Origin of the sequence: Halomonas sp. Ps84H-12, assembly GCF_024124725.1 — a bacterium.
GTDB classification, from domain to species: domain Bacteria; phylum Pseudomonadota; class Gammaproteobacteria; order Pseudomonadales; family Halomonadaceae; genus Vreelandella; species Vreelandella aquamarina.
Genome location: NZ_JAMXSJ010000018.1, coordinates 1 through 20,128 on the forward strand (window position 1 = coordinate 1; position 20,128 = coordinate 20,128).

Here is a 20,128-nt window from a genome sequence, read left to right on the forward strand (position 1 = left end):
GTAATGGGCGAGGGCCCTGGTGGAACGCCGGAGCCTCGCACATGAATCAGGCCCTACCTAGAAAGTGGTTTTATGATCAGGGCCTGATATCGATACTGGATACGGTAAGATGGCTCAAACGTTGTTCGTGAACCGCCGTGGTACGGAACCGTATGCCCGGTGGTGTGAGAGGACGGGGGAGGTGACTCCCCTTCCTACTCGATTTTGTTCACGGCTGTTTTTGATCGCGGTGTCTATGCTGAATACAGTGAATAGACAATGGATCGTTAAGGAGACGTACACAATGCAACCGGTACTAGCCTTTGATGTATACGGCACGCTAATTGATACCCAGGGGGTAACCGTTGAACTGGAACGCCGCCTAAGCGATGTCACCAAGGCAGGCGAGTTTGCCAAACGCTGGCGGGAAAAGCAGCTGGAGTACAGCTTCCGCCATGGCCTGATGGGGGCTTATGTGTCCTTTACCGAGTGCACGCGTGAAGCGCTGGTATTCACCGATCGAGCGCTACAAACCGGCCTTTCCGATAATGACCACGACCACTTAATGGCCGTTTATGCGGAGCTGCCTGCGTTCCCAGATGTGGTGCCTGCGCTGGACCAACTGCGCGATGCGGGCATCCGCTGCGTGGCCTTTTCCAACGGCACGGAAGAAGCTGTTAGCCAACTGCTGACTCGCGCAGGTGTGAGGAGTCATATGGATGTCGTGATCAGTGTCGATGAGGTAAAGCGCTTCAAGCCCGACCCCGCCGTTTATGCCTACCTACGCACGTGGCTAGAAACGCGCCCGGAAAACACCTGGCTGATCTCTAGCAACCCCTTTGATGTGATTGGTGCGGCCCACGCGGGCCTGCGTAGCGCCTGGGTACGCCGCCATTCGGACGCTCCCTTCGACCCCTGGGGCATTGAGCCGGATATGACGGTACCTGAATTAGAAACGCTGGCGGAACGGATGATGCGATAGGTTGGTATCTACCGCTATCGGCCCCATAATGGTGGGCAGAACCCTCCTTACATGGAACACAATATGTCGAAAAAAATCTACTGCATCGCTAGCTTCAAACCCAAGGCTGGTAAAGAGGAAGCCGTATTTAAAGCGCTACAGACGTTAGAACCCAATACGCACCGCGAAGATGCCTGCTTACACTACACGGTGACTCGCCAGATCGATAACCCGTTTGCCCAAGGCACTAGCTACCCGATTGTGTTCCATGAAATTTGGGCCAGTCGCGAAGAGTTTGAAGCCCACTGCCAGCGTAAAGAGATTCAAGACTTCTTCGCCAAGCACGTTGAGTCGCCCGATGGCGACATTGAAGACGCCAATGTATGCGTTTACACCGATGAACCGTGGAATTTCGACGCTCCCAAGGTGTAACCGCCTTCAGCGTGTAGAATAGGCGAACGAAAGAGAGCGACGACGGAGCCACCATGACCGAAAAGAAGATGAACGTTGAAAGCTTTAACCTGGATCACACCAAGGTGAAAGCGCCCTACGTACGTTTGGCCGATATTAAAGAGGGCCAGAACGGCGACCGTATCCACAAGTATGACCTGCGGATCTGCCAGCCCAACAAAGAGCACATGGAGATGCCCGCGCTGCACTCCCTGGAGCACTTAATGGCGGAAATGTCGCGCAACCATACCGATAAAGTGGTCGATATCAGCCCGATGGGCTGCCAGACCGGCTTCTATATCGCGTTGATCAACCACGATGATTACGACGATGTGCTGTCGATCATCGAGAAAACCCTCAACGACGTACTAACCGCCACCGAAGTGCCCGCTTGCAACGAAATGCAGTGCGGCTGGGCCGCCAGCCACAGCCTGGAAGGCGCTCAGGAACTCGCCAAAGGCCTGTTAGCCAAGCGCAGTGAGTGGACGGAAGTGTTTGCTTAAACAGCCTTGAGTCGATTCAGAACGCAAAACGCCCCCGTCTGGGGCGTTTTAGTGTGAGCTTGAAAAACTGAAGGCACCTAACGCTGTGTTGACTAAAAAGGTGCTGAAACTGCCTTGAGAATGCTGTGTTGTCCAAGTTGCTCTGGTAGCACACGTGCTGAGTACTCACCCTCTATTTCTTGGCAAATCTCTCGGTATGCTTGCAATTTAGGGCCTTTTTGTACCTTCGGTGCCTGACTAATAAACACCATATCGTCAGGGTTATGGCCAGAAATTTTAAGGCGGCGTAAATGCGCTAGCCACTTATCACCCTTCTCAATAATTTTGCTGGCGTCATCCAAATCAAAACTGATGGGTTTGATGGCCTGTCGTATGTGTGCGCCTTCCTGCCAGACGAACGGCAACTTTACGCGCACGATATCGTTTCCCAGCGTTTGCTCTGTGTAACGACGGTTCAGCGATTTTAGCCATTGCGTGACATCTTTGGTGAGCTGTTCTTCTGGTGATGCTACGTGCTTAAAATCATGATGAACATAGCGGTTGAATAGCTCATCCAGCGCTGCTTGTGGGTCTTTGGCGGCGAGCGTGCCTGGCCTGCTAAAGCGAAACATGGCTTCACGAGGCTCTATTAAATCTTTGAAAATGCGCAGCTGCACCTCAGGTTGGCCTTGGTGCTGGTTGGCTAGATCAACCGTCCTCTTGAGCTCTGTGACGAAATGTTGGCGTGCCTGAGTAAACACTTTTGCTGGCAGTTTATCGAAAAATTGTGTGATGCGTTTGCGAGCAACGGTTTCAACGCGTTGAAGGAACACGCCGTTATTGCAGAGCATGATGATTCCCAGGTTCGCGAACTCACCCGTATCTAGGTAGGGCTGAAAGCGCAGTACTGCATAATTACAAATAATGGCGCTCATATCAGGCTCCAGAAGGAAGGATCGCGTAACCGTGCTAATAGATTGAAGCGCTCTGCCAGTGAGGGGTGTATCTCTGAGGTGTCATCGTCTATATCGTGATAGAGCCACTCCAGAGGAATCGAATCGATGATCATATCCCAATCGTTCAGGGCCGCGTCAAGCACCGCCTCGTGGCGTGCGCGTACTTCCAGGTCCGCAAAACATGCACGTTGATGGCTAAATACATGATTTTCAAAATCGCCGTTACCGTTGATAGGGTCGAAAGCTAGATTATGATCAATCACTACCAAACCGTTCACTGAGCTCCATAGCAGGTTGACGTTGCCTCCTTGAGCGCTCAGGCGACGATCCTCATTGTTAACCCACATATCGAATAGCAAAAGCCGCTGCTGAATCACTTCATCGACTTCTGAGATTTGTGAAAAAAGCAGATCCTGGCTATGCGCAGCGACCTTAGAAGCGAATGCTAGCCCGCCTTTCAGATCGGAGGCGCGAGGCTCCATGGAAAAATCTAGCATGCCTGCTGGAAATCGCATCAAAGCGTACTCAGCGATAGGTAATTCACACCGCCGTGCCAATTCAGCGCAAATGAGTTCAGCGACCAATGACGGTTGGCCAACGCCATGGATACCTTTGACCACGTACTGCTCATCCATAACATCACGCACAATAAATGGCTGAGTGCGGCCTTGAGTTGATTGGCGCAGAATCTCCTTGGCTTCTACGATGCGGGGCTTTTCCATCATCACCTCACCAGCCGCCAGTGGTCGTCGTCCTGCTGGGCTTGGCCGAGGGCGGCCAGCGCGGAGAGTACCTCGTTGACGCCTTTTAGCGGTTTGCGTTTGAACTGGGCGGCTAGGCTTTCCGCGCTGTGGGGGCTTTGGGCGAGCATGTCCCGCAGCAGCGTGACCTGGGTGGCGAGGTCTTTGGGCCAGGTGGCTTTTGTTTTGTCGGCGGCTGGGGCGCTGGCCTCAGCCGTGGTGCTTTGCAGCTCTTTTTGGGTGGGGGCGGCTTCTTCTGGAGCTTGGTAATCCGGGCGTAGCCAGCGCACCTTGCCTTGCGCTTCTTCTGCGGCGCGCTGTTTGTTGAGCGCCACTAGGCGCATTAGTAACTCTTCTTCGGCTTCTGCCTGGGCGGCGGGTTTACCCGGCAGGGGCGTGGTGGCACCGGGCAAGCCCACAAGTGCTTTTGCCAAGTCATCCCAGCCGTAGGCGTTAAATACCGCGCGGTCTAAGGCGTCGTGGTCGGCAAGCAGGGTGCTGACCAAGCCTTGTTGGTTGATGGTTTGCTCTTTGGCGTTGAGTTCTTCGCCTGCGCGCAGCTTCTCCATCACGTTGTACATACCGGTAAGCGTGAGTGTGGGGTGCTCGGCCTGCTGACGCTTGCGGTGAGCGTCGATCTGCTCGGCCAGTTGGCCGATCTTCGCCGCCTGCTCGTCGGTCAGTTCTGGGAAAGGGAAGGTCTCGAAACAGCGGGTTTTGTTATAACGAACATCGCCTACGTACATCCCAAGTGAGCCACCATTGGCATTGGCCCACCGAAAGTGCATACGGCTCGATAAGACTCCTAGACACGTAGGATTATCAATAGCGATATTTACCAGCATATTATCTGGAAGAATATCAGCATCTAAGAAGGTAAAAAGACGATGTTTCGCCGTTTCTACCGTGGCGATGTAGCGGGGAAGGCCATTAGCATAACGACGCCAATCTTTTCTCGCTTCACCGAAAATCCACCAATTATTACGATAAGTGGCACGCTTGTTCTGGTCTCGCTCAGGCTTAACGCGTTCGAATATCCATTGATAAACAGACGGGAACTGCCGCTTTACCTCGTCGGCGGTTAGACCGAAAAGGTCTATTACTTTGACGCCACGTGGAGTTTGGGTGAGGTCTCGACCGTTGCGGTAATTGCGGATTACCTGCTTAAGAGTTGGGTTGTTATCCAGGCCAAGCTGGTTGGCTTCTTCTGGAGTTACAATAAAGCCAGCCCCATGTAATTTCACACCGGGTGAGCTAATTTCTTGGTTGGCTTTCAGAAATTGCGCCCCTGCCACATCCGCCCCAATACTCAAATCGGCAAACACCTTACCCTCGCGGCGGCTTAGTGCCACATTGCGGGCTTCGCGGCTTTCATCGCTGTTTTCATTAGTCACTTGCTGTAGCAGCCCCGGCGCTTCGCCTGCGCGGCCTACGGTCATGGCGATACGCACGGCGGCACCGTCGTTGCCATCGACCCAGGGGTGGTCGGGAATCGCGAAGGTGAGCGAAAGTGGCTTTTTAGCATCGTTTAAATGTGGTTCCAGTACGCGGCGGTTGAAGGTTTGGCGCAGGCTGTTGGTGGTAATAAAGCCAAACTGTTGAGCGTGGCCGTTGCGCACCGCCTCGGCGGCAATGTGCCACCAGTACATCACAAAATCGGCAGATTCCGGCACCGTGCCTTTAAATACCTGACGCACGGCGTCTACATAGCCATCGCCGAGGGCGCGGCGCATGGTAGAGGCCCCAATAAACGGCGGGTTGCCGACAATGTAATCCGCTTCTGGCCACTCGGCACGCCTGGGGTTGTGGTAGCGGTACACGGGGGTGCGGGCGGCTTCATCGGGGATCAGCTCGCCGGTGGCGGGGCTTTTCTTCATGCTGATGCCGTCCCAGATGGTGACTTCCTGGCCATTGTCATCCAGCAGCGGTTCGCGGCGTTCAAATTCTATCAGCGCATCGCGGTTTTCGATGTTGTGGAAGTCTTTGAGTATCGGCTCGGGCAGGTCGAGCTTGCCGTTAATGCGGTAGTGCCACTGAAGGTAACCAATCCACAGCACAATTTCGGCAATGACGGCGGCGCGGGGGTTAATTTCCATGCCGAGGAACTGCTGGGGCGAGACGGTAAAGCCTTCGGCTTCCAAGGAGTCTTGCCCGCCGCTGAGGTCGGCAATCAGGTTTAACACCTCACCTTCCAGGCGCTTCATGTGCTCAAGCGCGACATACAGGAAGTTGGCGCTGCCGCAGGCGGGGTCCAGCACGCGTACTTGGCAGAGCTTGTGGTGAAAGGCGCGCAGGCTCTCTAGCGCTTTATCGGTTTTGCCTTTCTGGTTGTGGGTTTCCGCGACCACCTGGGCGGTGGCCCACTCCCGGCGTAGCGGTTCAATCAGCGTGGGCATCACCAGCCGCTCGACGTAAGCGCGGGGCGTGTAGTGGGCACCTAGTTTGTGGCGTTCGCGGGGGTCTAGGGCGCGCTCCAGCAGCGTGCCGAAAATGGCCGGTTCCACAAAGCGCCAGTCGGCTTTGGCGGCATCAATCAATAACTGAATTTGTTCGGGGGTGAGCGGGATGGGGTCGATGCCTTTGAACAGGCCGCCGTTAAAGCGCATTACCTTGGCCGTGAGCACGCCGCTAAAACCGCCGCTGTTCATGCTTTCCCATAACGAGCCAATGGCGTCGGCAAAGTGCTCGGGGGTCTCTTTCATGCGGGTGAGGAAGTCGGTAAAGCTGTTTTTAGGCAGTAGCTCTACGTCTTCACTGAACATGGTGAACAGGCAGCGCTTCAAAAAGTGCGCCACGCGGTCCACTTCGTAACCATCGGCTTCCAGCGCTTTGGCAAGCTGGGCTAGCGTTGCGCTGACTTCACGGGTCACGCGGGCAGCGTATTGGCTCGGGTCTAGGGTGTCGGGCGCTTCCCACAAGGCTTTTAGGCGTTGTTGAACCTCAGGTTGGCGCAGGTCTTCCAGCTTGATGCGGTAGTTGCGCGGGTCGGGGAAGGGCACATAGGTGCCGCCAGAGCGCGAAAATTCCGAATACAGTGCCAGGGTGCGGCCCACATCCGTTACCACAATAAACGGCGGGCGGCCTTCGTTGGCGGGCAGGGCGCGCACGTACTGGTCGGCTTGGTTATAGGCCGCCTGCATGGCTTTATCCCAACCTTTGGTTTCTAGCCCTTTGCCGGTTTGCTTGGCTTCCAGTACAAAGGCGCCGCGCTTGTAGAGGTCGATAAAACCGCGGTTCTCGCTGCCGTCGGGGTTTTGAATATCTACCCGGCGCTCAAAGGTGTAGGCGTTTTCACTGTTGTCTTTGCTGGCGGGGTCGGGCGTGGGTAGCGCAAGCAGTGCGCATAGCTCTGAAAGGAATAGCTGATAGTTGGCCTTTTCGGTGCCGGTAGTGCCCTTCCAGCGGGCAATAAAGGTATCAACGGCTTCAGGCGTAGCAACAGCAGCGGGCGCGTCAAACATCAGCAAGCATCCTTTCAGGCAGCAGTATTTAACAAGGTTATTTAACTAGATTAAGAGAGGTTAGATGTTAGCATGGGTATCTAAGTGAAAAAGCCCTTTTGTTGAACCGCCACTTGCTTCTGGCGGTCAGTGCCCCTATAACGCATTTATCATCAACTACATGAGCCTTCCATGTTCCTCCTCGTCACGATTGCCACCTTTTCAATCGCGTTCTCCTTTCTGTGTTCTATTCTTGAGGCAGCGCTGCTGTCGATTACGCCGAGCTATATTGCCAAGCAAAAAGAAGACAATCCCAAACTTCACACCGCGCTGACCAAGCTGAAAACCAATATCGATCGGCCGCTTGCCGCGATTCTGACGCTCAATACGATTGCTCATACTGTCGGGGCAACGGCGGTGGGTGCTCAGGCAGCGGTCGTGTTTGGTGAGGCATCCATTGCGATTGTCTCTGCCGTGATGACCATGCTGATTCTGATTCTTTCAGAGATCATCCCCAAGACGATCGGTGCTACCTACTGGCGTGGCCTAGCGCCGCTGTTGCCGAAGTTGCTCAACCCGATGATTATGGGTCTGCTGCCGTTTATTTGGATGTCGGAGCAGATTACCCGCCGCTTAGGTAAGTCAGAGCATGACGTGGATCTGCGCGATGAGATCAAAGTGCTGGCGCGGGTTGGCCTGGAACAGCAAGTGTTGGACGCCGATGAGTCGCGCACCATCATCAACATGCTCAACCTGCACGAAATTGCGGTGAGTAAGGCCATGACGCCTCGCACCGTGTGTGAGACCGTGCCACCGAACATGTCCGTTAGCGAATTTGACGAGCAGTACGGTAAAGCGCCGTTTACTCGCTTCCCGGTGATGGATAACGGCGAACAGGCATTTGGCTACGTACACAAGGCGGATATGTACCATGCCGACGACACCAAAACGATGCGTGAGCTGATGCACCCCATTGGTAGCGTCGACGTCTCCAATAATGTGGAGCAGGTATTTACCTCTATGTTGAAAGATCACCTGCACATGCGGGTGGTTTACGATGAGCACGGCACTTTTGTAGGGCTGATCACGCTGGAAGATATTATTGAGACCATTCTCGGCCAAGATATCGTCGATGAAACTGACAGCGTGGCGAACCTGCGCCACTATGCGAAACAGCGTTGGGTCAAACGTATTAAACGCGAAGATAAGAATGTGAAACCAGCAGAGTGAACGCTGCCATAACCTCATTGTCTTAGCGCTAAACGTTCTTCTATAGTGAAGGCGTTGAAAGTCATATAAGGTATGAGAGCCACTTCACTTTAACGAGGAGCAACGATGTCATTACGTATCAATGCAGTCGTACCTGACTTTGAAGCAGAAACCAGCCAAGGGCCGATTCGTTTTCACGATTGGATCGGCGATAGCTGGGCGATTCTCTTCTCGCACCCCAAAGACTTCACACCGGTGTGCACCACTGAGTTGGGCGCAGTAGCGAAACTGAGTGCCGAATGGGAAAAGCGCGGCACTAAGGTAATTGGTGTTTCTGTTGACGGCGTGGAAGACCACAATCGCTGGGCAGGCGATATCGAAACCGCGAGCGGCAGTAGCGTGGGTTTCCCCCTCATTGCTGATGAAGACCTCAAAGTCTCCAAGCTGTTCGATATGCTGCCGGAAGATGCCTACCTGCCCGATGGCCGCACGCCAGCGGACAGCGCCACCGTGCGTTCGGTCTTCATCATCGGCCCGGATAAGCAGCTAAAGCTCTCCATGACCTACCCGATGACCGTAGGCCGTAACTTTGCCGAAATTTTGCGTGCGCTGGATGCGCTGCAAACCACGGCAAAGCATGGGATTGCCACCCCGGCGGATTGGACAGTCGGCCAGGATGTCATCATCCCGCCCAGCGTCTCAGACGAGGACGCCAAGCAGAAATTTGGTGAGTTTGACACCGTGCTGCCTTACCTACGCAAGACCAAGCTGCGTTAATCGCGCGACAAGCAGTCGATTGGAAGCCCCGCCAGTGCCACTGTCGGGGCTTTTTTTATGCTAGGCGGGTTCTTCTAGTGGCTGCCAGCGCCCCTGTTTTTTCTGGTGGCGTAACTGATCTAGAATCTTGAATTTCAAGATGCCAAATACCCAGGTTTCAAACTCTGAGCGGCCTTCAAACGTCGTGCTTTTTTCAAAGGCGGTCAGTAAAGTTTCTTGAACGGCATCTTCGGCGGCGGCTGAGTCCCTTAGCTGTAAGCGCGCAAAGGCAAGTAGGCGAGGGCGCATGTAGCTGAAATGCGTGGCGGCCAGTGAAGCGGTGATGGTCACAGTGTCCCCTTGTCGTTGCTGGTTCCTTCTCATCGCACATCGAGTTTACGATATTCATGGAAAATACGCTGTTATTAGGATTTTTAGGCAGTTTGGTGGCTGGGCTATTGACCGCCGTGGGGGCGTTGCCCGTGCTGCTGGGCAAAACGCCAAGTCGGGGGTTTCGTGATTTAGCGCTGGGCTTTGCGGCCGGGGTGATGCTGGCGGCTTCGTTTTTCTCACTAATTATTCCGGCGCTAGATGCCGCAGAGATCTACTATTCGGGCGGGCCAATTCCGGCGGCACTGGTGTGCACCGCTATTTTGTTGGGTATGGCGGCGATTGCACTGCTCAACGAGCGCTTACCCCACGAGCACTTTCAGCAAGGAAGGGAAGGGCCTGAAGCCGCATCGCTGCGCCGGGTATGGCTGTTTGTGTTTGCTATTGCAATTCACAACCTGCCGGAAGGCTTGGCGGTCGGCGTTGGCTTTGGTGCCAATGGATTAGAAGGCGGGATGCCGCTGGCAATTGGCATTGGCTTGCAGAACATGCCGGAAGGGTTAGCGGTAGCCGTGGCGCTGATGGGGGAAGGCTACTCCAAGTGGCGCTCCTGGTCGATTGCGGCGCTGACCGGGCTCATTGAGCCGATTGGCGGGCTGTTTGGCGCCAGCGTCGTCACCGTTTCTCAAGTGCTGTTGCCCTGGGGCCTGGCGTTTGCTGCGGGTGCCATGCTCTACGTGATTAGCCACGAAATCATTCCCGAAACCCATCGCTGTGGCCACCAGAAGAAAGCGACGTTTGGCCTGGCGATGGGCTTGGTGATCATGCTGTTTCTCGATGTATGGCTGGGCTAGGCTCAGCCTTTTAGGTGCTCCACCAGCGCCTGGGCGAAGGTATCGGTGGTGCCGGTGCCACCCATGTCGGGTGTGACCATATCGCGGCGTTTTTCCAGCACGGCGCGAATCCCCTGACGAATGGCATCCCCCTTGGCGGTCATGCCGAGGTGGTCGAGCATCTGGGCGGCGGCAAGCAGCAGGGCGCAGGGATTGGCAATTTTCTTGCCTGCAATGTCCGGCGCCGAGCCGTGTACCGCTTCAAAAATGGCCGCTTTTTCACCGATGTTCGCCCCTGGGGCTAAGCCCAAACCGCCCACGAGTCCAGCGCACAGGTCGGAGAGGATATCGCCGAACAGGTTGGTGGTGACGACCACATCGAATTGGTGAGGGTTCATAACCAGCTGCATACAGGCGTTATCCACGATCATCTCTTGGAATTCGATCTCGGGATACTCGCTGGCCACTTCACGGGCAACGTCTAAAAACAGGCCGGAGCTGGTCTTGATGATGTTGGCTTTGTGAACGGCGGTGACCTTCTTGCGACCATTCTGTTTGGCTAGCTCAAAGGCGTAACGCACGATGCGCTCGGAGCCTTTGCGGGTCACTTTGATCACCGAGATGCCGGTATTGCCGTCGTCGAGCATCTCTTGGCCATCGGAGAGGTAAGCCCCTTCGGTGTTTTCCCGCACGGTGATCATGTCGATATCATCGTAGCGGGAGCGGGTGCCCGGAAAGCTGATGGCGGGGCGCACGTTGGCATAGAGGTCAAAATGGCGGCGTAACTGCACGTTGATGGATGAAAAGCCCTTACCAATCGGCGTGGTGAGCGGGCCTTTCAGGGCAATGCCGTGCTTTTCAATGGCGTCCAACGAGGCTTGTGGAATCAGCGTGCCGTGCTTTTCAAGCGCTACCAGACCTGCGTCGATAAACTCGTAGTTCAGCCCGCACTCAAGGGCGTCTAGCACTTGCAGGGTGGCATCCATGATTTCGGGGCCGATGCCATCGCCTTTAATCACTGCGACTGTCTGGCTCATGAGCGGGTCCTCTCGTTGGTAGGGTAGAAAGTGGCGAGGAAAGGGCGGTGGGGCCGCCGTTTGAGTGCCATGGTAAGCCAAGCTTAGGGATCAGGTCATCGTCTAAACGTCTAGGGTGGCGGGTGCGAATCGGTTTGTTTATTGATAGAATGCCGCGCTCACGGTGACCTAAGCACTTAGCGGCTACCCCGTCGCCTGAATAACGATGTTAAAACAGCAAGGTTTATCTGTAATGATCAATGTAATGGCAGCCGTTGCTCTGCCGGCACCAGGGCTGATGACTCCACCCTAGGTTCTCCCTCCTTAATTAGCGCCATAACGCTCTTCGCGTTATATCGGTGCTATGGCACCCCGTTGCCGCTATTTGGCTACCGGCGCGTTTGCGTCTTCGATTGGTAGCATTCATCCGACAATCTATTACTAACGTGCGCTCTTGTGCTGCCTTTGTGTGCGGCTGCGGCGCGCAATGTCTTTAAACCTCTAACCATGGACTCCCTGAATGGCACTTTTCAGTAAGCATGAGTGGTTCTCTAACATTAAGGGCGACACGCTCTCAGGTATTGTCGTCGCGCTGGCGCTAATTCCTGAAGCGATCGCCTTTTCAATTATCGCGGGCGTGGACCCGAAAGTGGGGCTTTACGCCTCGTTCTGTATCGCGGTGATTATCGCCTTTACCGGTGGCCGCCCCGGTATGATCTCTGCGGCCACCGGTGCCATGGCGCTTTTGATGGTAACGCTAGTGCGTGAGCATGGCTTGGAGTATCTGCTGGCCGCCACGTTGCTGACCGGCGTGCTGCAAATTATCGCGGGCTACCTGCGCCTGGCGGAGCTGATGCGATTTGTCTCCCGCTCGGTAGTCACCGGGTTTGTGAATGCGCTGGCGATCCTGATTTTTATGGCGCAACTGCCGGAGCTTACTAATGTGACGTGGCATGTGTATGCCATGACGCTGGCTGGCCTGGGGATTATCTACTTGTTCCCTTATTTGCCGAAGATTGGCAAGTCGGTTCCTTCGCCCCTGGTGTGCATCGTGGTGCTGACCGTGGTGTATATGGTGAGCGGTATGGATATTCGCACCGTGGGCGATATGGGCGAGCTGCCGGATACGCTGCCGGTTTTCCTATGGCCGAACGTGCCGTTAAATCTTGAAACCCTGATGATTATTTTTCCCTACGCCGTGATGCTGGCAGTGGTGGGCCTGCTTGAGTCGATGATGACCGCCACGATTGTGGATGATCTTACTGATACACCCAGCGATAAAAACCGCGAGTGTAAAGGCCAAGGGGTGGCTAATATTGGCGCTGGTTTAATGGGCGGTATGGCTGGTTGCGCGATGATTGGCCAGTCGGTGATCAACATTAAATCGGGTGGCCGGACGCGTTTATCGACGCTGATTGCGGGCGTGGTGCTGCTGCTGATGGTGGTGTTCTTGTCAGACTGGGTATCGCAAATTCCCATGGCGGCGCTGGTCGCGGTGATGATTATGGTCTCGATTGGTACCTTTAGCTGGGAGTCCATTCGCGATCTGAAAAAGCATCCGATGAGCACCAATATCGTCATGCTGGCGACTGTCGCGGTGACCGTCGGTACCCATAACTTAGCTATGGGGGTTTTTGTCGGCGTGCTGCTGGCGGCGCTGTTCTTCGCCAATAAAGTTAGCAACATCATGTACGTCGGCTCAAAAGAAATAGAGGCCGGTAAAGAGCGCGAATACCAAGTGGTTGGACAGGTGTTTTTTGCCTCGTCTGAGCGCTTTATGGCCGCGTTTGATTTCAAAGAGAGCATCGATAAGGTGATCATTAACCTATCGAAGGCGCACTTCTGGGATGTGACCGCCGTTCAGGCGCTTGACCGCGTGGTGATTAAATTCCGCCGCGAAGGCACCGAGGTTGAACTGGTAGGCCTAAACGAAGCAAGCGCCACCGTGGTGGACCGCTACGCCGTTCATAACGACCCGGAAGCCGTTGAAAAACTGATGGGCGGCCACTAAGCCAGGCAAGGAGAGCAGCATGACTGAACACGTACTCGCCGCCATTGACGGCTCCCAATTTGCCGAAGGCGTTTGCGACTATGCCGCCTGGGCAAGCCTGGCCCTGGGTGCACCGCTAAGCTTTGTGCACGTTGTAGATAATCACTCTTGGGCACCCGAAGAGCAAAACTTATCCGGCAGCCTGCGCTTCGGTGCCCGCGAAAAGCTGATGGAAGAACTCTCAGCGCTTGATGAGCAGCGTGCCAGGGTAAATCGTGAGCAAGGCAAGCTGATGCTCGAAGCGGCCAAGGCCAGGGCGGTGGAAGATGGGGTAAGTAGCCCCACGACCCGCCAGTTAAACGGCACGCTAGTGGAAACACTGGTAGAGCTGGAAAAAGACGTGCGCCTGCTAGTGGTAGGCAAGCGCGGCGAAACCGCCCACCAGGCAAGTGGGCACCTGGGCGCTAACCTAGAGCGGGTGGTGCGCGAAATGCACCGCCCGATTTTGATGGTGCCGAAAGCCTTTCAGCGGCCGGAAAAGGTGCTGATTGCCTTTGATGGCAGCCAAACCGCCCGCAAAGGGGTGGAGATGCTGGCCCGCTCGCCGCTATTTGCGGGGGCAACCTGCCATGTACTGATTGTAGGAGCAGAAACAGCCGAGCACCGCAGTGAGCTGGCGTGGGCGCTAAACACTTTGCGTGAAGCAGGGCATCATGCAGAAGGCGCGATTCGCGCGGGTGAAGTGGATGACGCTTTGCAAGCTTACGAGCAGGAAAGCGGTATTGATCTACTGGTGATGGGAGCCTACGGGCACTCGCGCATTCGTCATTTGCTAGTAGGCAGTACCACCACGGCCATGCTGCGAAGCAGCCGGATACCTGTGTTAATACTGCGTTAACCGCTTATCAACATCGCTTAAGCCGGGCTGCTCGTAAGAGCAGCCCGGCTTTTTTGTGGGAGGTTGTTGATGCTGCAGTGCAATACTGTGCTATTCGATACTATGCTGTTAGGCAGGTTGTTACCTATCCACTCTCTGGAATAGCGAGGAGCCTGCCGTGCCAACGTTGGAAAAATCGCCTATTGGCTTTGATGCAACCTCACCCTCTCACCGTTTTATTGCCGAGCTATTGCGCGAGGCTGACATTCAACTGGATGGGAGCCGCCCTTGGGATATACAGCTGTACGCACCCGGCGTTATCGATAGTGCTCTTTCGCGAGGTAATCTGGGACTTGGCGAAAGCTACATGCGAGGGGAGTGGGATGCCATACGGCTAGATGAGCTGTTTTACCGCATCATGCGTGCCCAGCTTGGCCAACGCATTAAGCCCACCCAGCTGATTTACCACTCGCTACGTTCACGCCTGCTCAACCGCCAAACAGCGAAGCGGGCGTGGGAAGTAGGGGAGAAGCACTACAATCTCGGCAACGACTTTTATGCCGCGATGCTCGACCAGCGGATGACCTACACCTGTGGCTACTGGAAACATGCCCAAACGCTGGATGAAGCCCAGGAAGCCAAGCTTGATCTTATTTGTCGTAAGCTCCAGCTAAAACCAGGGATGCGTGTTCTGGATATCGGCTGCGGCTGGGGCAGTTTTATGGGCTACGCTGCCGAGCATTATGGGGTGGAGTGTGTGGGCCTGACCATTTCTAAGGAGCAGGCTGAATTTGGGCAGCGGCTGCTAAGAAAAGGCTTACCGGTAGAGTTTCGCCTGCAGGATTATCGTGATGAAAGCGAGACGTTTGACCGCGTAGTGAGTATCGGTATGTTTGAGCACGTAGGTCATAAAAATTATCGCGAGTATATGAGTGTTGTTCACCGCTGCTTAAAAGATGATGGACTATTTTTGCTGCATACCATTGGTAAAAACTTAAGCAATACCGTGACCGACCCTTGGATTGATAAGTATATTTTCCCCAATGGTGAGCTGCCTACCTTAGGGCAAATCACAGACGCCGCCGAAGCACTGTTTGTTATTGAAGATCTACATAACTTCGGGGCTGACTATGATCGCACCTTAATGGCTTGGCACCATAACTTCGAAACCCACTGGCCGCGATTTAAAGAGCAGTATGGCGAGCGCTTTTACCGCATGTGGCGCTATTACCTGCTGGTGTGTGCAGGGGCTTTTCGCGCCCGGCAAATTCAGCTCTGGCAACTAGTGATGAGCAAGCAAGGGATACTTGGTGGATACTCCCGTGTTAGCTAACCACTCGCCCCGGCAGCAGTTTGTGGCAGCCAGAGGATCAAGGAGAGATAAACCTAGGGCTGCTGCTGTTCGAGCGACCCGCGTATCAAAAGGTTAGGCCGCTGGTGGGTGTGAAAAGGCCAAACGCTCGCCCATCCAGGCGGAGAATACACAGAGGGGCAGGCTGCCTATGCCGTACAGCAGCGCCAGCCCCATACTGCCCTGCTGTGCCAAGTGCAGCGTTTCCAGGCTGAAGAGCGAAAAGGTAGTGAAGCCGCCGCAAAACCCTGCCACTAACAGCGGCTGCCAGCGCGCCAGTTTGCCATGTGGCGCGCGTGAAGCTGTCGCGGCTAACCAGCCGATGAGGCAGGAGCCTAGCACGTTTACCAATAGCGTTCCCCAGGGGAAGTGGGTACCCAGCATGGCCATTGAAGCCAGCGAAACGCTATAGCGAAGAACGCTTCCTATAGCGCTGCCAAGGCCGACGGCTAGATAGGCGTTGATACTCATCAAGGACTCCTTGCTAACCCTGGGCCAACCACCAGCCTAGCGCTGCCATGGCGATGCCTAATAGTAACGTAGCGACCATATTGAGCGCGGCGCGAATTGCCTGGCCGCGCTGCCACAGCTCAAGGGTCTGCAAGCTAAACGACGACACCGTGGTATAGCCGCCTAACAGGCCCGCTACCGCAAATAGCCAAAGCGACTGCGTATTAGCCACGCCGTAAACGCCTAGTAGCCAACCTGCTAATAGCGTTCCGCTAGCATTGACGCAGAGTGTTCCCCAGGGGAAGGCTTTACCCAGCGCATGAGCCATCGCGTTGGAAATGGCAAAGCGCCCGATACCCCCCAGTGCGCCGCCCAGTGCCACGAGTAATACGCTGGTGATGCCATGTCCCATGCTGCTCCTCGCCCTATGATGAATCTATTGATAGGCGGCTAATTGTAGCATCTGTATCCATCAAGGTCGGAGCGCCTAAAAACGTGCCGCTGACGGTGTTGCTGTCCAACGTCTTCGTGTACAACAGAGTCAGAATAACGACAACGTTTGGTGCACCCTCTTCAAGGAGAAGCCAGTATGTCTGATTACGTGTTAGCAGCCATTGATGGGTCCCACTATGCAGAAAGTGTGTGTGACTATGCGGTTTGGGCAGCCACGGCGCTTTCGGCACCGCTGCGTTTTCTTCACACCGTTGATAACCACACGCAGGTGGCGGAGCCCGACTTAACCGGCCATCTAGGCCTGGGCACGCGAGAACATCTTCTGGAACAGCTCTCGGATATTGAAGAGCAGCGCGGCAAGCTTGCTCGCCAGCAGGGGCGCTTGATGTTGGATGCCGCAAAAGCGCGGGTAGAAGCGGCTGGGTTTGCAGAGCCGCCCTGTATGCAGCGCAATGGCACCCTGGTGGATACCTTGGCCGAGCATGAAAAAGAGATCCGCTTGCTAGTGCTAGGAAAGCGAGGGGAAACGGCCCACCAAGCCAGCGGCCACTTGGGCTCTAACCTTGAGCGCGTGGTACGTGAGCTTCACCGTCCCATCTTGATGGTGCCGAAGGCGTTTACGCTGCCCAAACGCGTGCTGATGGCCTTCGATGGCAGCAAAACAGCGCGAAAAGGCGTTGAAATGCTGGCGAAAAGCCCCTTGTTTGATGACGCATCATGCTATGTGGTGATTGTGGGCGCAGAGACTGCAGAGAATCACTCGCAGCTGCAGTGGGCTATGGATACCCTCCAGGCCGCAGGCCGCCAAACCGAAGGCGCTATTCGCGCCGGTGAGGTGGAAGAGACGCTGCGCGCTTATAAGCAAGAAAAGGACATTGACCTGCTCGTGATGGGGGCTTACGGCCACTCGCGCATTCGCCATCTGCTGGTGGGCAGCACCACCACGGCAATGCTGCGTAATGCGCATTTACCGGTGTTGATACTGCGCTGAATTGCGGTTGACGCTAAACCCTGGCCGCCGCTATACCCCTTGGTGGCGGCCAGGCGGCTTACGCGAGGCTGGTGGCGGCCTCTGGCTGAGTGGTGCGGGTTGGTTGCGCTGCGTTAATCCCCGATAGCACCGCTTTAAGCGAGGCGCTGACCGTGTCGCTATCTTCCGCCACGGCACAGATGCGCTGCCCATCAATATTAAGCTGCACGAAGGCAATGGCGTTGGCCTCGCTGTCGCCGCCTAGCGAGTGCTCGCTGTAATCGAGAATGGCCACATGGGTGCCGGTATGTTTCTTCCAGGCGTCGGTGAATGATGACATCGCGCCATTTCCCGTGCCGGATAGGCGCAGCGTTTCGGCACCCTGCCACAGCGTCACATCGATACCTTCCTGCTGCCCCTTCGAGAGCCGGTAGTCGGCCAGCGCTAGGGGGGCGTCATGGGAGAAGTTATCGAACATCACTTGGCGAATCATCTCGCTAGAGAGCTCGCCGTTACGTCGCTCGCTCTCTTTCTGCACGTAAGGGGCCAGCGCTAGCATCATCCAGCGGGGCAGGTTAATGCCGTAGTCGCGCTCCAGTAGGAAGGCCATACCACCCTTACCCGACTGGCTGTTGACCCGAATGACCGCTTGGTAATCCCGCCCAATATCGTGGGGGTCAATCGGCAGGTAGGCTACTTGCCACGGCTCATCGGGTTTCTGGTGTTTGAGCGATTTGCGAATCGCATCCTGGTGGCTGCCTGAGAAGGCGGTGTAGACCATTTCGCCTACCCAGGGGTGGCGGGGGTGCATCGTAATGCCGGTACATTCGTGAACCACTTGAATGATCTCGTCTGGATTGGAAAGATCCAGCTCGGGGTCAATCCCCTGGCTGTAGAGGTTCATCGCCAGCGTGACAATATCCATATTGCCGGTGCGTTCGCCGTTACCCAGCAAGGTGCCCTCTACCCGGTCGGCACCCGCTAACAGTGCAAGCTCAGCCGAGGCCACGGCACCGCCGCGGTCGTTATGGGTATGCACTGAAATAATCACGCTGTCGCGGCGGCTAATGTGCTGGCAGAAATACTCGATTTGGTCGGCGTGATGATGCGGGCCAGCCACTTCTACTGTGGTGGGCAGGTTAAGAATGCACTTGTTGTCTGGGGTGGGCTGCCAGACATCCATCACCGCTTCGCAAATAGCCAGTGAGAAGTCGATTTCCGTGCTGGAGAAGCTCTCCGGCGAGTACTGGAAGCGCCAATCAACGTCTGGATATTGCGCGGCATAGGTTTTCACCCAGGTCGCCCCTTGCACGGCGATATCGGTAATACCATCGCGGTCCATCTCGAACACCCGCTCTCGCTGAATGGTCGAGGTGGAGTTGTACAGATGGATAATGGCGCGTTTAGCGCCCACCAGCGAAGCAAACGTGTTTTCGATCAGGTGTTCGCGGCACTGTACCAGCACGGCGATGGTGACGTCCTCAGGGATTTGGTCCTCTTCGATCAACCAGCGCACGAAGTCGTAATCCGGCTGGCTGGCGGAGGGGAAGCCCACCATGACTTCCTTAATGCCCACTTTAATAATCTGGTGCCAAAAGCGCTGCTTCTGCTCAACTGTCATGGGCTCCAGTAGGGCTTGGTTACCATCGCGTAGGTCTTCGCTTACCCAGATAGGAGCGTGGGTAAGCTCCCGGTCGGGCCACTGGCGGTTAAAGGCGGGCACCCGCGGAGCAGGGCGATATTTGCGATGATCAAAAGCAGCCATGGTAAGTTTCCTGAAAACGTTGAGTTGTTTGGGGCGGCCGCTTGTGGCGTCAGCCGCTTTTAAGACGATCCTGCTTGTGACAGTCACACCAGTTTACTCAACTTGCCTTGAAAGGTTATTGCGAAAAAATGGCATTATTGAGAGTAAGTGGCAGAATGTATCAATATATGCTTTTTTATTGGTAGGAGCTGTCGGCTATGACGGTATCACCCTTGACGCTGGATCGTTTTGATCGGCGTATTCTGGATGTGCTACAGGTGGAAGGGCGCATTAGTAACCAGGAGTTGGCCGAGCGTATTGGCCTTTCGCCATCGCCCTGCTTACGCCGGGTGCGGGCGCTGGAGGAGCATGGGCTGATTACCCAGTACCGTGCGGTGGTGGATGCGCGCCCGCTGGGGTTTCAGCTGATGGCATTGCTGCACATCTCGATGGACCAGCACACCCCTGAGCGGTTTGATAACTTCGAGCGACATATTCGCACTATCCCCAACGTGGTGGAGTGTTTGATCATTACCGGGCAAGCAGCGGATTTTCAGCTCAAAATTCTGGTGAAGGATATGGATGATTACCAGCACCTGCTGCTGCACGTCATCAACCGAATTGAAGGGGTTACCGGGGCCCATACGAGCTTCGTTTTGCGCCGCGTGTTTGAACATCGTCCCGTGCCCACCTAATGCGCGTTGGCTAACGAAGCATAGGCAGTGGCTTGGTGGCGGTTTACACTAGTTTTTTTCATCTTCTTAGGAGATTAATCTATGAGCATTCAGCGTCATGATACAAAAGCTCGTATGAGCCGCGCCGTGATTCACCAGGGCGTTGCCTATTTATGCGGTCAGGTGGCGGGTCCTGAGGCGCGCCATGGCGACATCAAAGCGCAAACTGAGAGCATGCTGGCGCGGGTAGATGCGCTGCTAAAAGAGATTGGCTCCAGCCGCGAGCAGCTGCTAAGTGCCACTATCTACCTGAAAGATGGTGGCGATTTCGCAGCGATGAACGAAGTATGGGATGCCTGGGTGCCAGATGGCTATGCACCGGCACGCACCTGCGTATGCGCGCCAATGCCTGCCGACGAGTTAAAAGTGGAAATTACCGTCACCACCGCTGTGGACGCGTAACCACT

20 protein-coding genes are annotated in these 20,128 nt (G+C 55.4%); 12 read left to right on the plus strand and 8 right to left on the minus strand.

Annotated features, from left to right (window positions below):
- The first annotated feature begins 283 nt into the window (after nucleotides 1-283).
- The 3 genes from NH344_RS10125 to NH344_RS10135 all read left to right on the plus strand — a co-directional run bounded on the left by NH344_RS10125 (nucleotide 284) and on the right by NH344_RS10135 (nucleotide 1,893).
- Complete coding sequence (locus NH344_RS10125; protein ID WP_228219439.1) at nucleotides 284-961, plus strand: haloacid dehalogenase type II; 678 nt, start codon at nucleotides 284-286, stop codon at nucleotides 959-961.
- Nucleotides 962-1,024: 63 nt separating this feature from the next.
- A complete protein-coding gene (locus tag NH344_RS10130; protein ID WP_044630276.1) occupies nucleotides 1,025-1,372 on the plus strand; it encodes an antibiotic biosynthesis monooxygenase in 348 nt (115 codons plus the stop codon).
- A 53-nt stretch (nucleotides 1,373-1,425) separates the two neighbouring features.
- The gene (locus NH344_RS10135) at nucleotides 1,426-1,893 is read left to right on the plus strand and encodes an S-ribosylhomocysteine lyase (RefSeq protein ID WP_054641158.1); all 468 of its coding nucleotides are present in this window, start codon (nucleotides 1,426-1,428) and stop codon (nucleotides 1,891-1,893) included.
- Nucleotides 1,894-1,985: 92 nt separating this feature from the next.
- On the opposite strand, the gene NH344_RS10140 is transcribed toward NH344_RS10135, so the two are convergent.
- The 3 genes from NH344_RS10140 to NH344_RS10150 are packed head-to-tail and all read right to left on the minus strand — an operon-like array spanning nucleotide 1,986 to nucleotide 7,029.
- The gene (locus NH344_RS10140) at nucleotides 1,986-2,807 is read right to left on the minus strand and encodes a DUF3037 domain-containing protein (RefSeq protein ID WP_054641159.1); all 822 of its coding nucleotides are present in this window, start codon (nucleotides 2,805-2,807) and stop codon (nucleotides 1,986-1,988) included.
- Nucleotides 2,804-3,553 carry a HipA family kinase gene (locus NH344_RS10145; RefSeq protein ID WP_058577478.1) on the minus strand — a complete coding sequence of 250 codons (750 nt, stop codon included), beginning with the start codon at nucleotides 3,551-3,553 and terminating at the stop codon, nucleotides 2,804-2,806. The genes NH344_RS10140 and NH344_RS10145 overlap by 4 nt, the downstream gene beginning before the upstream one ends.
- Nucleotides 3,553-7,029, minus strand: a complete 3,477-nt coding sequence (locus NH344_RS10150; protein WP_228219440.1) for a DNA methyltransferase — start codon at nucleotides 7,027-7,029, stop codon at nucleotides 3,553-3,555. Before NH344_RS10150 ends, NH344_RS10145 begins: the two co-directional genes overlap by 1 nt.
- Before the next feature lie 171 nt (nucleotides 7,030-7,200).
- On the opposite strand from NH344_RS10150, the gene NH344_RS10155 reads away from it, so the two are divergent.
- Together NH344_RS10155 and NH344_RS10160 are read left to right on the plus strand one after the other, a co-directional pair.
- Nucleotides 7,201-8,238 (plus strand): CNNM domain-containing protein, encoded by a 1,038-nt coding sequence (locus NH344_RS10155; RefSeq protein ID WP_044630271.1) that lies wholly within the window; start codon nucleotides 7,201-7,203, stop codon nucleotides 8,236-8,238.
- A gap of 105 nt (nucleotides 8,239-8,343) precedes the next feature.
- Entirely contained in the window at nucleotides 8,344-8,994 is a 651-nt protein-coding gene (locus NH344_RS10160) for a peroxiredoxin (protein WP_044630270.1), read from the plus strand.
- A gap of 60 nt (nucleotides 8,995-9,054) precedes the next feature.
- Here NH344_RS10160 and NH344_RS10165 read toward each other — a convergent pair whose 3' ends face one another.
- Nucleotides 9,055-9,324, minus strand: a complete 270-nt coding sequence (locus tag NH344_RS10165; RefSeq protein WP_082051476.1) for a sigma factor — start codon at nucleotides 9,322-9,324, stop codon at nucleotides 9,055-9,057.
- Nucleotides 9,325-9,380: 56 nt separating this feature from the next.
- Here NH344_RS10165 and NH344_RS10170 point away from each other — a divergent pair, with 56 nt between their 5' ends.
- Nucleotides 9,381-10,157 carry a ZIP family metal transporter gene (locus NH344_RS10170; RefSeq protein ID WP_074210196.1) on the plus strand — a complete coding sequence of 259 codons (777 nt, stop codon included), beginning with the start codon at nucleotides 9,381-9,383 and terminating at the stop codon, nucleotides 10,155-10,157.
- Nucleotides 10,158-10,159: 2 nt separating this feature from the next.
- Here NH344_RS10170 and NH344_RS10175 read toward each other — a convergent pair whose 3' ends face one another.
- Nucleotides 10,160-11,173: an isocitrate dehydrogenase gene (locus tag NH344_RS10175; RefSeq protein ID WP_044630268.1), complete on the minus strand. Its 1,014-nt coding sequence runs from the start codon at nucleotides 11,171-11,173 to the stop codon at nucleotides 10,160-10,162.
- Nucleotides 11,174-11,672: 499 nt separating this feature from the next.
- On the opposite strand from NH344_RS10175, the gene NH344_RS10180 reads away from it, so the two are divergent.
- From NH344_RS10180 to cfa, 3 genes are all read left to right on the plus strand, one after another.
- Nucleotides 11,673-13,163 carry a SulP family inorganic anion transporter gene (locus tag NH344_RS10180; RefSeq protein ID WP_074210198.1) on the plus strand — a complete coding sequence of 497 codons (1,491 nt, stop codon included), beginning with the start codon at nucleotides 11,673-11,675 and terminating at the stop codon, nucleotides 13,161-13,163.
- A gap of 19 nt (nucleotides 13,164-13,182) precedes the next feature.
- A complete protein-coding gene (locus NH344_RS10185; protein WP_058577479.1) occupies nucleotides 13,183-14,040 on the plus strand; it encodes a universal stress protein in 858 nt (285 codons plus the stop codon).
- 157 nt (nucleotides 14,041-14,197) lie between these two features.
- A complete protein-coding gene (gene cfa / locus NH344_RS10190; protein WP_054641161.1) occupies nucleotides 14,198-15,352 on the plus strand; it encodes a cyclopropane fatty acyl phospholipid synthase in 1,155 nt (384 codons plus the stop codon).
- Between the two features lie 93 nt (nucleotides 15,353-15,445).
- Here the strand turns inward: cfa and crcB (NH344_RS10195) are convergent, their stop codons facing one another.
- Both crcB (NH344_RS10195) and crcB (NH344_RS10200) read right to left on the minus strand, forming a co-directional pair.
- Nucleotides 15,446-15,841 carry a fluoride efflux transporter CrcB gene (gene crcB / locus NH344_RS10195; RefSeq protein WP_253027868.1) on the minus strand — a complete coding sequence of 132 codons (396 nt, stop codon included), beginning with the start codon at nucleotides 15,839-15,841 and terminating at the stop codon, nucleotides 15,446-15,448.
- A 13-nt stretch (nucleotides 15,842-15,854) separates the two neighbouring features.
- On the minus strand, nucleotides 15,855-16,232 hold the full coding sequence (gene crcB / locus NH344_RS10200; RefSeq protein ID WP_253027869.1) for a fluoride efflux transporter CrcB: 378 nt from the start codon (nucleotides 16,230-16,232) through the stop codon (nucleotides 15,855-15,857).
- 177 nt (nucleotides 16,233-16,409) lie between these two features.
- On the opposite strand from crcB (NH344_RS10200), the gene NH344_RS10205 reads away from it, so the two are divergent.
- Complete coding sequence (locus tag NH344_RS10205; protein ID WP_253027870.1) at nucleotides 16,410-17,264, plus strand: universal stress protein; 855 nt, start codon at nucleotides 16,410-16,412, stop codon at nucleotides 17,262-17,264.
- A 58-nt stretch (nucleotides 17,265-17,322) separates the two neighbouring features.
- On the opposite strand, the gene NH344_RS10210 is transcribed toward NH344_RS10205, so the two are convergent.
- Nucleotides 17,323-19,008, minus strand: a complete 1,686-nt coding sequence (locus tag NH344_RS10210; RefSeq protein ID WP_228168300.1) for a 2-isopropylmalate synthase — start codon at nucleotides 19,006-19,008, stop codon at nucleotides 17,323-17,325.
- 197 nt (nucleotides 19,009-19,205) lie between these two features.
- Here NH344_RS10210 and NH344_RS10215 point away from each other — a divergent pair, with 197 nt between their 5' ends.
- Nucleotides 19,206-19,682 carry an Lrp/AsnC family transcriptional regulator gene (locus NH344_RS10215; protein ID WP_044630259.1) on the plus strand — a complete coding sequence of 159 codons (477 nt, stop codon included), beginning with the start codon at nucleotides 19,206-19,208 and terminating at the stop codon, nucleotides 19,680-19,682.
- Between the two features lie 81 nt (nucleotides 19,683-19,763).
- Nucleotides 19,764-20,123: a RidA family protein gene (locus NH344_RS10220; RefSeq protein ID WP_044630258.1), complete on the plus strand. Its 360-nt coding sequence runs from the start codon at nucleotides 19,764-19,766 to the stop codon at nucleotides 20,121-20,123.
- Nucleotides 20,124-20,128 lie beyond the last annotated feature (5 nt).